Below are 13496 nucleotides of genomic sequence, written 5' to 3'. Positions count from 1 at the left end.
GGCTATCGGTCGTGATTAACGCGTTGTTTGTTCGTCAATAAAGTGCTGCATAATCGCCAGAGTTTCATTGCTGACATGATGCTCCATGCCTTCAGCATCAATGCGTGCGGTATGATCATTAACGCCCAGCGCGCGTAAAAAATGTAGCACTATATCGTGCCGTGCCCGGGATGTTTCTGCCATTTTTTGGCCTTCCGCTGTTAGAAACAGGGAGCGGTAAGGCTTACTGGTGACCAGTCCCAGCTCATTTAAGCGGCGGATCATCTTGGATACGGTCGCTTGACTCACCCCCATGCGGCTGGCGATGTCGGCGGCGCGCGCTTCTCCCCGATGGCGAATCAGGTCGCCGATCAGCTCAACGTAATCTTCGATTAGCTCGGTTTCATGCGCATTGCGCACGGTTTCATATTGCCGTGTGTGCTCTTCAATGGGCGGCAATGCGTCATTGCAGTAACTTTTACTCATACATTTGGCGTTATGGGGAAGCGGCTGATCGTTATCACTCATTGGCAGACTATATCGAGGTGAATGGAAAACTCTAATGGATCATGGTAGCGCATATTGTAGAATAATTGTTAGCCAAGGCTAAACTATTTGCACAATACTTTTTTGTTGAGCTAAAGTTGTAATTAGCGCAAACCAAATTTACAACGGGGGACGTCCATGAGCCAACGAAAAACATGCTTGATGATAAGTTTGTTGCTTGCGACGGCGGGCAGCGTTACGACGGCCAGTGCCCAGACGCTATCGCCGCCGATTAATGTTGTGGCGACGTTTACGGTATTGGGCGATTTGGTGGCCCGCGTGGCAGAAGACGACGCCAACGTATCAGTGCTGAGCCCTGTTAATGCAGAGGTGCACGAGTGGGAATTAACGCCCAATAATTTTGCCGCTCTGGAAGAAGCCGATATTGTTTTTTATAACGGCTATCAGCTAGAGCAGTGGATGCGCCAGGTGGAAGCGACTACCCAAGACGATGTGTCCTTGGTCGCCGTTGCCGAAGCGTCTGAATACCCCACTCAACATATTATGATTGGCGATATGCAGGGCGATGTCGACCCACATTTGTGGACAGACCCGCGTGCGGCAATGGCCTATGTTCATGTGATAGCGAATGAGTTGGAAGACCTTCTGCCAGAGCAGGCAGAGGATATTCAGGCGCGTGCCGATAACGTCGTGGCAGAACTTCAAGACCTTCACTTGGAGCTTCAACAGATGCTAAGCGATATTCCGGAAGAGCGTCGTGTTTTGCTCTCAAGCGAAGCAGCATTTTTGTATTTCTCTGATACTTATGGCTTTGAACATGACGGTATCTGGGGAAATAACGCCGAAACGGAAGGCTCGCCGCAGCAGTTAATGCGCGTCATCGACTTGATTAACGCACGCCAGCCTGCAGCGCTTTTTTGGGAAAGCACAACGTCGGATCGTTACGTTAGTAGCCTTTCCAGAGATACGGGAATTCCCTCCGCGGGCCCTTTATACGTGGACTCGTTAAGCGAGCCAGAGGGCGAGGCGGGAGACTATTTTGCCATGTTGAGGCATAACGCCGATATGCTGCGCCAGTATTTAGCCGTTGAGTAGTACATCATGACAACCAGTTTACCGAGCACGATGGCAGCCATTGAAATAACCGGGCTGTACGCTGCTTATCAGCGCCAAACCGTGCTGGAAGATATACACCTCACATTTCCCGCCGGGAAGTGGACGGCCATTGTCGGGCCTAACGGTGCGGGTAAATCGACACTTTTTCATGTGTTGACCGGCAGCATGAAGCCGCTGCAAGGCAGCGTAAAAGCCTTTGACGAGCCCATAGCAAAGCATCGTCGGGCGGGGCGTATCGCGTATATGGCTCAGCGCGAGGCGATTGAGTGGGATTTTCCTGTCTCGGTATGGGACACCGTTATGGGTGGGTGCTACGGACACATGCGCAGCGATGCGTTATGGCGCCGCTTATTGCCAGCGCGCTGGCATCACGCTCGACATAGCGAAGCGGTGCATGATGCTTTGGTGGCAGTCAACATGCTCGACCTGGCAGACCGACCTATTGGCGCGCTTTCCGGTGGTCAAAAAAAACGTGTGTTGCTAGCACGCGCGCTAGCGCAGCAGGCCAGCATTTTGTTGTTGGATGAGCCACTGGCTGGCGTTGACCCGCCCAGCGAGAAGCTCATCTTGTCGGTACTTCGTCGCGAGCGTGAAGCGGGTAAAACCGTGATTATGGTCACACATGATATGCCCGGTGCTCGCCGCTATGTGGATCACGTCGTGCTGATTAATCGCTTTGTGCGGGGTACTGGTACGCCTGAAGAGATGCTAAGCGAAACAAAACTGGCCGAACTTGCAGTGAGTTCAATTGAGCAAACGGCCAATGATCGCCAAACGATGCCAGTGGCTTCCAATAGTTCTGGGCAGGGGTAAGTTACGTGGTTGACAGCATATTAATGATTGAAACGTTTAGCGATGCACTGGTAAACGGCTTAATCGCAGCGTTAATGGTGGTAGTTAACCTGCTACCTGACAGCGTTTCTGACGCCTTTCAGTATGCATTTATGCAAAGAGCGCTACTCACCTCGGTGCTGGTAGGCGCTATTTGTGGGATGCTTTCCTGTTATGTCGTGTTAAAGCGCTGGTCACTGTTGGGGGATGCGATTTCTCATGCCGTGCTGCCGGGGGTAGCCATTGCGTATTTGCTTGGCTGGCCCTTCTTTGTAGGAGCGTTTATTACTGGGGCGCTGACCTCGGTAGGCATCGGGGCGATTGAAAGGAACACACGAATTAAAGCAGATGCTGCGATGGGGCTGATGTTTACCGCCTCCTTCGCCCTTGGTGTGGTCATTATCAGTAAACTGGCTTCCAGTACCCATCTGATGCACATTCTGTTTGGCAATGTACTGGGTGTTAAACACTCAGCATTAATGCTGACCTTTGTTGCCAGCATCATTGCCATTTTAACGGTATGGCTCGCTTATCGGCCCTTGTTGCTCTATGCCTTCGACCCTCAGCAGGCACAGGCATTGGGCTTTAATACGCAGATTATTCACTATGGCCTCATTCTTTTGCTGACGCTGACGATTGTTGCAAGCCTTGAAACTGTCGGCATCATATTGGTCGTTGCCATGTTGATCACGCCAGGTGCGACAGCACATCTGCTGACAGACCGCTTCACGATAATGCTGTTGATTTCAGTATCCATTGGCATATTGTCTGCGGTTATCGGGCTTTGGCTTTCGGTAGTATTTAACGTGGCATCGGGTGGCTCAATCGTACTGGTGGCTTTCGCTTTCTTTGTTTTGGCGCTGCTCTTTTCGCCCAAGCAGGGTATCGTGCCGCGCCAGTGGCGTCATTGGAAGATGGGATAACGGCTCGTTTACGAACAGAGCACCCGAGTCCGCCATGAGTTGGCTAAAAAGCAGTACGGCCAGTGACGCCATTGGCGGGGCTCGCAAACGTACAGAGATTCCTCTATATGCCAAAACATTAGCAACAGCAGAGAAATAACTGATGGATGCTTTTTGTAAGCGCGCTATCTGCTAAAATTTGCACCCTTCGATATTAGGCTGTGTACGAAATGGTGGCTCTTGAGTGTGCCATCCGGCATTCGCTTGTTTTTCGTACACGTCCTAATCACCTTGTCATCGGTCTGGAAATCTTCATGAATGCAGTTATTCTTGCCGTGCTTGTCATGGTAGTGCTGTCTCTTGTGCGTGTCTCAGTTGTTTTTGCATTGGTTGTAGGTGCGCTGGTGGGTGGCCTGGTGGGCGGGCTTACGCTTGACCAAACGTTAGAGGCCTTCAACAACGGTGTTGGCGGGGGAGCGCAGGTAGCGCTGGCCTATGCAACGCTCGGTGCGTTTGCGGTTGCCATCTCGCGTTCTGGCTTGCCCGATATGCTGGCGAACCGATTGATTGCGATGCTGGGCAAGGAGGCAACGGCTGCGCGTCAGGCTCGTGTGAAAACGCTGCTGCTCACCGCCATATTGTTAGTGGCTATTGCATCGCAAAACGTGATTCCGGTGCATATTGCGTTTATTCCAGTGCTGATTCCTCCACTGCTTACCCTTATGAATCGTCTGAAGTTGGATCGTCGAGCGGTAGCCTGTGCATTAACGTTCGGCTTAACCGCGCCTTACATGTTATTGCCCGTTGGGTTCGGCGCAATTTTCTTGAACGATATTTTGTTGGCTAACTTAAACAGTGCCGGTACGCCATTTGGCTTGGAGATTACGCGTGGCATGGTGCCGATGGCGATGGCCATTCCTGTTGGTGGTATGGCCATTGGTTTATTAGTGGCGCTGTTCTTTAGCTACCGCGGTAATCGTGAATATGCGGATAAAGAGTTGGCGGCGGCTCCTTATCAGCAGGATTCTACACCGGCTGAGCCTCACCTCTTGGGGTTGGTAATGTCTGGTGTTGCCATTGTGGCAGCGCTTGGCTTGCAGCTTTATAGCGGGTCGATGATTTTGGGTGGCCTGGTCGGGATTGGTTTGCTCTCCTTAGGCGGCATTTTTAAGTGGCGTGAAGCTGATGACCTGTTTACCAGCGGCATGCGGATGATGGCGCTGATCGGTTTTATCATGATCTCTGCGTCAGGTTTTGCCGAAGTGATGAAATCCACGGGTGAGATCGATACGTTAGTGACGGGGGCTTTTGATATCTTTGGTGATAACCGAGGTGTCGCAGCCTTAGTGATGTTGCTGGTAGGGCTTTTTATTACCCTGGGCATTGGATCATCATTCTCGACGATTCCGATTATTGCCGCGATCTTTGTACCCTTGGCGATACAGTTTGGCTTTTCCCCCATGGCAACGGTGGCGCTGGTGGGTACGGCGGCGGCATTGGGCGATGCCGGTTCACCAGCATCTGACTCGACGTTAGGGCCAACCTCAGGCCTAAACGTGGACGGGCAACACGACCACATTTGGGATAGCGTTGTACCGACATTTCTGCATTACAACCTGCCCTTAATCGCCTTTGGTTGGCTGGCGGCCATGACGCTTTAATAGTGTTATAGGGCAGCAATCATTAAGTACTCAAAACGGTAATAGCAGTCACAACAAGGGCAGCCAATGGCTGCCCTTGTTGGTTTTAGCGCTTATGGCTGCTTCGGGAAGTGAGCTTCAAAGGCGCTTAATAACCCGCGCAACAGAGAAAGCTCTTTTCGGCTTGGCTGGGCGCGTGCAAAGAGCGCCTGAAGCTGCTCTTCGGTGCGCGCATGCGGCTGGGTAAGAAAACCACTTTGCTGCATCAAGCGGCCCAAGTGGTCCTGGAAATGCACAAACTGCTCGCGGCTGGGTGGGGTGGCGTCAAGAGGGCGCTGGTAAGTGAAGTCGTTACCAGAGCGTTTTCGCCAAGCGCGGTGGGTTTCGTAGGCGAGGATCTGTACGGCTTGAGAAAGGTTTAAAATGCCGTATTCAGGGTTGGCCGGTATGCTGACTTGATGCGTGCAGCAGCGAATCTCGCCATTGGTTAAGCCCGAACGCTCACGGCCAAAAACGAGTGCGACGGGGGCATTGGCTGCGTTTAAAATAACCTGTTCGGCCATTTCATCCGGCTCATCAAAGTGGGGAAGTGGCAGGCTGCGTAATCTGGCGCTTGCGCCAATTACTTGCACGCAATCCTGCACCGCTTCTTCAAGGCTAGTAACCATGCGGGCGTTTTCCAGCACATCCGTCGCGCCCGCTGCCAATCGGGTGGCCTCTTCATCAGGGAAGCTTCGTGGGTTAACCAGTACCAGGTGGGTTAGCCCCATGGTTTTCATGGCGCGAGCGGCGGCGCCTATGTTGCCAGGATGAAAGGTTTGCACGAGTACAATGCGAATATTGGAAAGCACGGTAATGATGACCTAAAAGCTGCCTAATAAAGGCGCTGATGGTAGCACGCTTTAACGCCGGGTACGCGTGGGCATTACGCAGGCGTTAAACGGCAAGAACCCCGCAAAGGCGGGGTTCTTGGTGACGCTAGGCGTCAGAGCGGTAGGCTCAGGGGTGCATTACATCATGCCGCCCATGCCACCCATTCCGCCCATGCCACCCATATCCGGTGCAGCTTCTTTCTCTTCCGGATCGTCAGCGATCATGCACTCGGTGGTGATCATCAGACCAGCAACGGAACCAGCAGACTGCAGCGCAGTACGGGTTACTTTTGCTGGGTCAAGAACACCCATTTCGAACAGGTCGCCGTACTCACCCGTTTGAGCGTTGTAGCCGAAGTTACCTTCGCCGTCTTTAACGCGGTTGATCACAACAGCGGCTTCTTCACCGGCGTTGGTAACGATCTGACGCAGCGGAGACTGCATAGCGCGCAGCGCCATGTTGATACCGTGGTTCTGATCTTCGTTATCGCCAGTCAAGCCCTGTACTTTGGCCATTACGCGAACCAGTGCAGTGCCGCCGCCAGGTACAACACCTTCTTCTACAGCAGCGCGAGTAGAGTGCAGCGCGTCTTCAACGCGAGCTTTCTTCTCTTTCATCTCTACTTCGGTAGCAGCGCCAACGCGGATAACGGCAACACCGCCTGCCAGTTTGGCAACGCGCTCTTGCAGCTTCTCTTTGTCGTAATCAGAAGAGGTGTCTTCGATTTGCGCGCGGATCTGGTTAACGCGTGCTTCGATATCGTTCTCTGCACCAGCGCCATCGATGATGGTGGTGTTCTCTTTGGACATGGTCATGCGCTTGGCGGTACCCAGGTGATCCAGGGTCGCTTGCTCAAGTGTCAGGCCAACTTCTTCAGAGATAACGGTGCCGTTAGTCAGGATGGCGATATCCTGCAGCATGGCTTTACGACGGTCGCCGAAGCCAGGTGCCTTGGCCGCTGCTACTTTAACGATGCCGCGCATGTTGTTCACAACCAACGTTGCCAGCGCTTCGCCTTCGATGTCTTCAGCGATGATGGCAAGCGGTTTGCCTTGCTTGGCAACGGCTTCCAGTACCGGGAGCAGTTCGCGAATGTTGGAGATCTTCTTATCCACTAGCAGGATGTAAGGATCTTCAAGTTCAACCGCCATGGTGTCCTGGTTGGTAACGAAGTAGGGAGAGAGGTAGCCACGGTCAAACTGCATACCTTCTACGACTTCCAGCTCGTCTTCGAAGCCACGGCCTTCATCGACAGTGATAACGCCTTCTTTACCGACTTTTTCCATCGCTTCAGCGATGATCTCGCCGATGCGCTTGTCGCCGTTGGCAGAGATAGTACCTACCTGAGCGATAGACTTGGTGTCGGTGCAGGGTACAGACATTGCCTGGATTTCTTTAACCGCTGCAGTAACCGCTTGGTCGATGCCGCGCTTAAGGTCCATCGGGTTCATGCCAGCCGTTACGCCTTTCAGGCCTTCTGCAACAATGGCTTGAGCCAGTACGGTAGCTGTCGTAGTACCGTCGCCCGCGGCGTCAGAAGTTTTGGACGCAACTTCTTTCACCATTTGTGCGCCCATGTTTTCGAACTTGTCTTTCAGTTCGATCTCTTTGGCAACCGATACACCGTCTTTAGTGACGGTCGGCGCACCAAAGGATTTGTCGAGCACAACGTTACGACCTTTCGGGCCCAGGGTAACTTTTACCGCGTTGGCCAGGACGTCAATACCACGCGCCATACGTTTGCGTGCGTCGTCAGAAAACTTAACTTGTTTAGCTGCCATGTTCGTTACTTCCTAAAATTGAATTACAAAAGGTGAAAGTAAGTAGTCGAGGCGGTGATTAGCCTTCAACGACCGCCAGGATGTCGGCTTCGCTCATGATCAAGACTTCTTCACCGTCGATTTTTTGCTTCTCAACGCCGAAACCATCTTTGAAAATGACGCTGTCGCCAACTTTAACGTCTAGCGGACGTACTTCGCCGTTATCGAGAATGCGACCGTTGCCTACTGCAAGAACTTCGCCACGCGTGGGCTTTTCTTGTGCATTACCTGGAAGCACGATGCCACCAGCAGTTTTCTGTTCTTCTTCCACGCGACGAACAACGACGCGATCGTGCAAAGGACGGATTTTCATGCTCACGTTCTCCTGAGTATCGTCAAGGCCCATATAGGGCAGATAGCTAAAACAAGATTCTCGGGGATATCCCATCGAGAAATGAAGGTTCGCGACCTTCGTTGTTAATGGTGGCAATGTCACCATCGCCACCGAATTTGTATGCTGGTTCAAAAGTGGGGGCTTCAGTAGCCCTTTCAAGGGGGTGGCAGTGAAAAAAGTGTCTTTTGTTGGATTTTTTTTGCTAATGCAGGCTAGCGTCGCCGGGTAGTTTCATCACGGCTAATAAAATCGCCCTCCAAGGGAGCCTCTTTATGTGAGGTATTAGCATTGGAGTGGCTATTTTCATGGTAAGCCGTGCCTTCATGACGATGTGTTTTGGTAGATTCTCCTTGCTCGCTATTCACTCTGGTTTTTAAACCCAGCCACATTAATGCGTTGTACATAAGCTGTCGGGCAGTGGGGAGCAAGCAAGCGATGCCCAACAGGTCGGAGAGAAAGCCGGGCGCCATCAGTAAAGCGCCGCCGAATATAAGTGCCGCGCCGGTTAGGAGCTCGCTGGAAGGTAGCTCTCCTGCTTGCATGCGCTGGCGGGCGCGGGAAAAGGTGGCCACGCCCTCTTTACGAATAAGATGAAGACCGATAACACCGGTTGCCAGTACGAGCAGTAGGGTGGTTAATAAGCCTATTTGACTGCCAATCGAAAATAGCAAAATAAAATCGAGTAAGGTAAACAAGGAAATAAAAACAAGAATAGGCATGGTGGACTCCGTAACAGGCGTAATCGCTCATTATTGTGTCAAATATGTAAAAAACAAGCGCCCGCAGGTCTTTGCCGGAAAGCCCTTTACTGACAAGGGGGCGCTCCTGGATAAGCTCGAATTTTGAATGCAGCTTACATTGCTGCAGTGCAGAATGTTGGGCAGTGAAAGGTCTGCGCAGCAAAGAGCAGCCTTGGACGTAAAGCATGAACTCAAGGCAGAAGGTTCGTCATCGAAAAATCAGCTATTCAACAACAGTCCTTCTAAAGGAGTAACGGATGCAGTTAACCGATAAAGTCATTGCAGTAACGGGCGGGGCGCGGGGATTAGGCTATGCCATTGCAGAGCGTTTGGGCCAGCAAGGTGCCGCGCTTGCACTGCTTGATAGGAGTGCTGAAGCGTTGGACCAAGCGGTCTCAACCCTTAAGTCACAAGGCATTCACGCCGAAGCGTTTGTCGTCAATGTTGCCGATGAGTCGTCAGTCATCACGGCGTTTGATGATATTGCGAAACGCATGGGTGCCATCAGTGGTTGCGTTAATAATGCGGGTATTACCGAAGATGCCTTGCTGGTAAAAGCACGTGATGGCCAGGTCGAAAAGCGCATGTCGCTAGAGAGTTGGCAGAAAGTCCTCAATGTTAATCTAACCGGTGTATTTCTATGCGGCCGTGAAGCGGCAACACAGATAATCAAGGCCGGACATGAAGGGGCGATTGTCAATATTTCGAGTATTTCCCGGGCTGGCAATGCGGGGCAAAGCAACTATGCCGCCGCCAAGGCGGGCGTTCATGCGTTAACCGTCACGTGGGGTAAAGAGCTTGCGCGCTATGGTATCCGCACCGGCACTGTGGCACCTGGGTTTATTGCGACCGAAATGACGGCGTCCATGCGCCCTGATATGTTAGAGCGGATCTCTTCAAGCGTGCCGTTAAAGCACTTGGGGGAGCCGGATGATATTGCCAAAAGTGTCGCGTTTATATTTGATAACGACTATTTTAGCGCGCGTATTATTGAGTGCGATGGCGGCTTGCGGCTTTAGTATCGCCTGAGCTATCACTTGGCTTTTTTGCATCATCCTCTAGTGCCCAGCGGCGTCCTGGCGACTGCCCAGCTATTGATGCGTGAGGCACCTGCTTGTTGGGCAACGTTCGCTAATGCATTGATGGTCGCACCGGTAGTGATTACATCATCAATCAGCGTTATATGTGCTGGAAGTGGTGCTTTGATTGAGAAGGCTCCGTGTAAATTAGCCGCCCGTTCGTGTCGGTTTAAGCTACGTTGGGAAGCGACCAGCTTATTGCATTGAGCTTCCAGCACGACAAGGCCTGTACGCTTTGCCAGTTGCTCCGCCAACCATCGCGCTTGATTGAACCCTCGCTCGCGTGCTCGTTTGCGATGCATGGGGACTGCTACCAAGGCAGTGCCTGGGTCGTCGGGTATGCTCGCCAGCATAAGCTCTACCAGCAGCATCCCAGCACGAGGAGATGCCTTGAATTTGAAATCGTGCAGCAGCTCTTTAATCGATGCTTGAAAAAGCAAAGCAGCATGGGCGTGAGTGACCAGGGGCGGATCAAGCAAGCAGTGCCCACAGCGTCGTTGTGCTGGATGATCCAGGGGCTCGGCACATTGTTCGCAACTTGAAACGTTCCAGGGTAATTCAGTAAAACAAGTTTGGCACCAGCCTAAGCCTCGACCCGCTGGCATTAAACAAAAGGCGCAGTAGCCCGGCAATGCCTTTTGAAGTTCCTTATGGGCCGCTTGCTGCCACGTTGACCTTAAACGCATACTGCTCCTGGAATGCTTTTGAATAATTATGTTGGATGATGGCGTTGACTTTTGCACCGCATATATATAATATACGTCTCGTCTTCTGCGGATGTGGTGGAATTGGTAGACACGCTAGATTTAGGTTCTAGTGCCGTAAGGTGTGGGAGTTCGAGTCTCCCCATCCGCACCAATTACTTGTTATCTCATAGTTATTGCTTAAATATCAATCGGCCAGCATCTGCTTGCCGATTTTTTTGTGTCTATTTTTCGCTATCCTCCTTCCTGCCCGCCTGACTTTTGCTCGCGGTTGCGCTAGCTTGATATTTCATTATTGCTTTGAGAAGGATCTCAATCATGGGATGGCTCAATGAGCACGCCCAGGCAATTTCTGCTATTGCCAGCGTCCTTACCCTGTTTGTTTGGGTTTTCTATGCTCAGCTTCTTTATAACGGCTATGTTCGGCAGCGACGTCCGCGAATTATTATTAACCGGGGTAAGGGCGTTGGGCTGGAGGCCTTGTGCTTAATAAGTAATATGAGCAATGAGGCTATCTATATTCAGCACCTGGTGGCTGTGCTACATGCCCAGGAAAGAGATTACGAGCTCGATATTGTTGAATACCAACAGCAGGGCGATGAAGAGCATGAAGCCGCTTTCCGTACCCACCAGGGCCCGCTTAATTCAGGTGATTACATTCATATTCAGTCATTTGACAGGATCCTGAAGCGGCTCCTTCAGCACTGGGATTTAAAAGAAGACACCATTAAACAGCAGAAACCTCAGCTTGAAATTCGGGTGATTGCCATCTATGGCTCAGAAGACATGCCGGTTGGCGCCGCACGCCATTTTCATCTTGATATTTCGGCTGAGCCCGCTCGGCAGCTCAACCCTTGTGGCGTGGATACACGTCGTATGAATAGCAGGCGGGATCGTAAACGTGTCTTAAGTTGGGCACAAAATATAGAAATACATAAATCAGATTAGCCTGCTTTTGTCATGTAAATTTCTCCAGGCTGCACGGTTTAAAGCTATGCGTTGTTATCTTCGTACCTTTTTCCTCCGGGCGTTCCCCGAAGAAGGTGCACTAAAAGCAAAGGCTCAGTGCATCGATAGTGGGGCGTTCGTCAGAACGTTTCCATGCAATAGTTGATAAGATAGGCGCCCCGTTATGCAGGAGCGATCCATGTCACATCCTTTTAGTGCGCTTTCGCCCGACACGGTTATGTCGGCGGCCGAATCGGTTGGTGTTTGGCCCGCAGGCGAGCCTTTTGCGCTCAACAGTTATGAAAACCGTGTATTGATGTTTCGTGATGATGATGCTCGTCACTGGGTAATCAAGTTTTACCGTCCCGAGCGCTGGTCGGATGCTGCGATTCAAGAGGAGCATGATTTTTTACAGGAATTAAGCGAGGCCGGGGTGTCGGTTGTCGCACCCTGGCGTAATAGCGCGGGGCAGTCATTGCATCATTACGCAGCGTTTCGCTTTGCTCTTTTCCCCCAGTGTGCAGGCCAGGCGCCTGAGCTTGATAATCCTGAACACCTCTTTGCGCTGGGCGAAGTGTTAGGCCAGCTGCATAACGTATCGCAGCGCAAGGCATTTCAACACCGCCCGCGTTTGGAGCTGGAAAGCGGTATAGAAGAGGCACGGCAGCGCGTTGTGGGCAGCCAATGGCTCGACAAGTTTCAGCTTCGGGCATATGACGCGGTGATTCGAAAGCTACAGGATCGGTTGGCGCCCAAGGCGTTGGACCCAGCATCGTTAATACGTTGCCACGGTGATTGTCATTTAGGGAACGTATTGGGCCGAGATGAGCATTTTTCCCTGGTCGATTTTGATGACTGTGCGATGGCGCCCGCCATACAGGATATATGGATGTTGCTGCCCACTGATGAGCCGAATGGCTGGCGGGCGCAGCTAAGTGAGATTAGTGAAGGCTATGAGGAGTCACTACCGTTTCCTCATGAGCAGATGTCGCTCATTGAGCCGCTAAGGGCTTATCGCTTGATTCGGCATAGCGCCTGGTTGGTTTCGCGCTGGGACGATCCGGCGTTTCCGCGTGCCTTTCCCTGGATGGCAGATAGCGGCTACTGGGATCAGCATATCCGTCAGTTAGAACAGCAGTGTTTACAGCTTGAGCGTCCTGTTTGGTTAGCTTAATAGATCTTTTGACCCCTCTGTTGTCGTAAAAATTATACGTTCAGCGCCTTAAAAGTCGTTGCGACGCTGCCACCGAGTGGCCAGGTACGTTAAAATAAGTGCATAAATCGCCTTTGGTACGTTTAGTGGTTTCTGTATGCTTGGGCATTGTTTTGTAAGGTTGTTTTGCTTGCGTGCTGGTTACTTGATAAAGCAATAACGAGCGAGTGAGCGGGCACCGCTTTAATGAGAATGACTATGACCGACGATATCGCCCAGCACTATCGCCAAATTATTACCGCCCTTGGCGAAAACCCGGACCGCGAAGGGCTGCGGGATACACCAAAGCGTGCAGCCAAAGCCATGCAGTTTTTAAACGCGGGCTATCAGCAGTCGCTGGAAGAGATTATCAACGGCGCGGTGTTTGAATCGAAGACCGATGAAATGGTGTTAGTAAAAAACATTGAGCTTTACTCAATGTGTGAGCATCACTTATTGCCGTTTATTGGCAAGTGTCATATTGCCTACTTACCTGATGGCAAGGTGTTAGGGCTTTCCAAATTTGCGCGCATCGTTGATATGTATGCGCGGCGTATGCAGATTCAGGAAAACCTGACCCGTGAAATTGCCGATGCCGTCCAGCAGGTAACCGGTGCGAAAGGGGTGGCGGTTGTCGTTGAGGCGCGCCATTTATGCATGATGATGCGCGGTGTTGAGAAGCAGAATTCGAGCATGTCATCATCGGTAATGCTGGGTGGATTCCGTGACAACCCCGCGACGCGCCAGGAATTTCTAACGCTTATTAACTAAACGAATTTCTCCACGGCCAGGATGACCATATTTGCCAAACACTTGGTTAAATACGCCGTT

14 protein-coding genes and 1 tRNA gene are annotated in these 13496 nt (G+C 51.7%); 9 read left to right on the top strand and 6 right to left on the bottom strand.

Annotation, left to right across the window (positions count from 1 at the left end; translation table 11 throughout):
- Window positions 1–15: 15 nt before the first annotated feature.
- The gene (gene mntR / locus ACT3T7_RS07955; protein ID WP_226911993.1) at window positions 16–465 is read right to left on the bottom strand and encodes a manganese-binding transcriptional regulator MntR; all 450 of its coding nucleotides are present in this window, start codon (window positions 463–465) and stop codon (window positions 16–18) included.
- Window positions 466–663: 198 nt separating this feature from the next.
- On the opposite strand from mntR, the gene ACT3T7_RS07950 reads away from it, so the two are divergent.
- The 4 genes from ACT3T7_RS07950 (at window position 664) to ACT3T7_RS07935 (ending at window position 4996) form a co-directional block, all read left to right on the top strand.
- Window positions 664–1581 (top strand): metal ABC transporter solute-binding protein, Zn/Mn family, encoded by a 918-nt coding sequence (locus tag ACT3T7_RS07950; protein ID WP_444630603.1) that lies wholly within the window; start codon window positions 664–666, stop codon window positions 1579–1581.
- A 6-nt stretch (window positions 1582–1587) separates the two neighbouring features.
- Window positions 1588–2415: a metal ABC transporter ATP-binding protein gene (locus ACT3T7_RS07945; RefSeq protein WP_444630602.1), complete on the top strand. Its 828-nt coding sequence runs from the start codon at window positions 1588–1590 to the stop codon at window positions 2413–2415.
- A 23-nt stretch (window positions 2416–2438) separates the two neighbouring features.
- Complete coding sequence (locus ACT3T7_RS07940; RefSeq protein ID WP_172116766.1) at window positions 2439–3356, top strand: metal ABC transporter permease; 918 nt, start codon at window positions 2439–2441, stop codon at window positions 3354–3356.
- Between the two features lie 293 nt (window positions 3357–3649).
- On the top strand, window positions 3650–4996 hold the full coding sequence (locus tag ACT3T7_RS07935) for a Na+/H+ antiporter family protein (RefSeq protein WP_192526485.1): 1347 nt from the start codon (window positions 3650–3652) through the stop codon (window positions 4994–4996).
- A 92-nt stretch (window positions 4997–5088) separates the two neighbouring features.
- On the opposite strand, the gene ACT3T7_RS07930 is transcribed toward ACT3T7_RS07935, so the two are convergent.
- The 4 genes from ACT3T7_RS07930 to ACT3T7_RS07915 all read right to left on the bottom strand — a co-directional run bounded on the left by ACT3T7_RS07930 (window position 5089) and on the right by ACT3T7_RS07915 (window position 8721).
- A complete protein-coding gene (locus ACT3T7_RS07930; protein ID WP_444630601.1) occupies window positions 5089–5826 on the bottom strand; it encodes an RNA methyltransferase in 738 nt (245 codons plus the stop codon).
- A 159-nt stretch (window positions 5827–5985) separates the two neighbouring features.
- Window positions 5986–7629 carry a chaperonin GroEL gene (groL, locus tag ACT3T7_RS07925; RefSeq protein ID WP_192526487.1) on the bottom strand — a complete coding sequence of 548 codons (1644 nt, stop codon included), beginning with the start codon at window positions 7627–7629 and terminating at the stop codon, window positions 5986–5988.
- 58 nt (window positions 7630–7687) lie between these two features.
- Complete coding sequence (locus tag ACT3T7_RS07920; RefSeq protein WP_018916005.1) at window positions 7688–7981, bottom strand: co-chaperone GroES; 294 nt, start codon at window positions 7979–7981, stop codon at window positions 7688–7690.
- Window positions 7982–8214: 233 nt separating this feature from the next.
- The gene (locus tag ACT3T7_RS07915; RefSeq protein ID WP_444630600.1) at window positions 8215–8721 is read right to left on the bottom strand and encodes an FxsA family protein; all 507 of its coding nucleotides are present in this window, start codon (window positions 8719–8721) and stop codon (window positions 8215–8217) included.
- Between the two features lie 278 nt (window positions 8722–8999).
- On the opposite strand from ACT3T7_RS07915, the gene ACT3T7_RS07910 reads away from it, so the two are divergent.
- The gene (locus ACT3T7_RS07910) at window positions 9000–9761 is read left to right on the top strand and encodes an SDR family oxidoreductase (RefSeq protein ID WP_444630599.1); all 762 of its coding nucleotides are present in this window, start codon (window positions 9000–9002) and stop codon (window positions 9759–9761) included.
- Window positions 9762–9793: 32 nt separating this feature from the next.
- Here ACT3T7_RS07910 and ACT3T7_RS07905 read toward each other — a convergent pair whose 3' ends face one another.
- A complete protein-coding gene (locus tag ACT3T7_RS07905; RefSeq protein ID WP_444630598.1) occupies window positions 9794–10507 on the bottom strand; it encodes a double zinc ribbon domain-containing protein in 714 nt (237 codons plus the stop codon).
- Between the two features lie 87 nt (window positions 10508–10594).
- On the opposite strand from ACT3T7_RS07905, the gene ACT3T7_RS07900 reads away from it, so the two are divergent.
- The 4 genes from ACT3T7_RS07900 (at window position 10595) to folE (ending at window position 13436) form a co-directional block, all read left to right on the top strand.
- Window positions 10595–10679: transfer RNA gene (locus tag ACT3T7_RS07900), tRNA-Leu, on the top strand.
- Between the two features lie 164 nt (window positions 10680–10843).
- Complete coding sequence (locus ACT3T7_RS07895; protein WP_444630597.1) at window positions 10844–11473, top strand: hypothetical protein; 630 nt, start codon at window positions 10844–10846, stop codon at window positions 11471–11473.
- 199 nt (window positions 11474–11672) lie between these two features.
- Window positions 11673–12647 (top strand): serine/threonine protein kinase, encoded by a 975-nt coding sequence (locus ACT3T7_RS07890; RefSeq protein ID WP_444630596.1) that lies wholly within the window; start codon window positions 11673–11675, stop codon window positions 12645–12647.
- A gap of 237 nt (window positions 12648–12884) precedes the next feature.
- A complete protein-coding gene (folE, locus tag ACT3T7_RS07885) occupies window positions 12885–13436 on the top strand; it encodes a GTP cyclohydrolase I FolE (RefSeq protein ID WP_087105567.1) in 552 nt (183 codons plus the stop codon).
- The last annotated feature ends 60 nt before the right edge of the window (window positions 13437–13496 follow it).

The sequence above is a fragment of the Halomonas sp. 111 genome (genome assembly GCF_052379685.1).
Taxonomy (GTDB): Bacteria; Pseudomonadota; Gammaproteobacteria; order Pseudomonadales; family Halomonadaceae; genus Vreelandella; species Vreelandella citrativorans.
This window is presented reverse-complemented; position numbering and strand designations above follow the sequence as displayed.

Coding starts and splice junctions, on each gene's coding strand:
- ACT3T7_RS07950 (WP_444630603.1), top strand. CDS start 664: ATGAGCCAACGAAAAACATGCTTGATGATAAGTTTGTTGCTTGCGACG.
- ACT3T7_RS07935 (WP_192526485.1), top strand. CDS start 3,650: ATGAATGCAGTTATTCTTGCCGTGCTTGTCATGGTAGTGCTGTCTCTT.
- ACT3T7_RS07890 (WP_444630596.1), top strand. CDS start 11,673: ATGTCACATCCTTTTAGTGCGCTTTCGCCCGACACGGTTATGTCGGCG.
- groL (WP_192526487.1), bottom strand. CDS start 7,629: ATGGCAGCTAAACAAGTTAAGTTTTCTGACGACGCACGCAAACGTATG.
- ACT3T7_RS07920 (WP_018916005.1), bottom strand. CDS start 7,981: ATGAAAATCCGTCCTTTGCACGATCGCGTCGTTGTTCGTCGCGTGGAA.
- ACT3T7_RS07910 (WP_444630599.1), top strand. CDS start 9,000: ATGCAGTTAACCGATAAAGTCATTGCAGTAACGGGCGGGGCGCGGGGA.
- folE (WP_087105567.1), top strand. CDS start 12,885: ATGACCGACGATATCGCCCAGCACTATCGCCAAATTATTACCGCCCTT.
- ACT3T7_RS07915 (WP_444630600.1), bottom strand. CDS start 8,721: ATGCCTATTCTTGTTTTTATTTCCTTGTTTACCTTACTCGATTTTATT.
- ACT3T7_RS07945 (WP_444630602.1), top strand. CDS start 1,588: ATGACAACCAGTTTACCGAGCACGATGGCAGCCATTGAAATAACCGGG.
- ACT3T7_RS07905 (WP_444630598.1), bottom strand. CDS start 10,507: ATGCGTTTAAGGTCAACGTGGCAGCAAGCGGCCCATAAGGAACTTCAA.
- ACT3T7_RS07895 (WP_444630597.1), top strand. CDS start 10,844: ATGGGATGGCTCAATGAGCACGCCCAGGCAATTTCTGCTATTGCCAGC.
- ACT3T7_RS07940 (WP_172116766.1), top strand. CDS start 2,439: ATGATTGAAACGTTTAGCGATGCACTGGTAAACGGCTTAATCGCAGCG.
- mntR (WP_226911993.1), bottom strand. CDS start 465: ATGAGTAAAAGTTACTGCAATGACGCATTGCCGCCCATTGAAGAGCAC.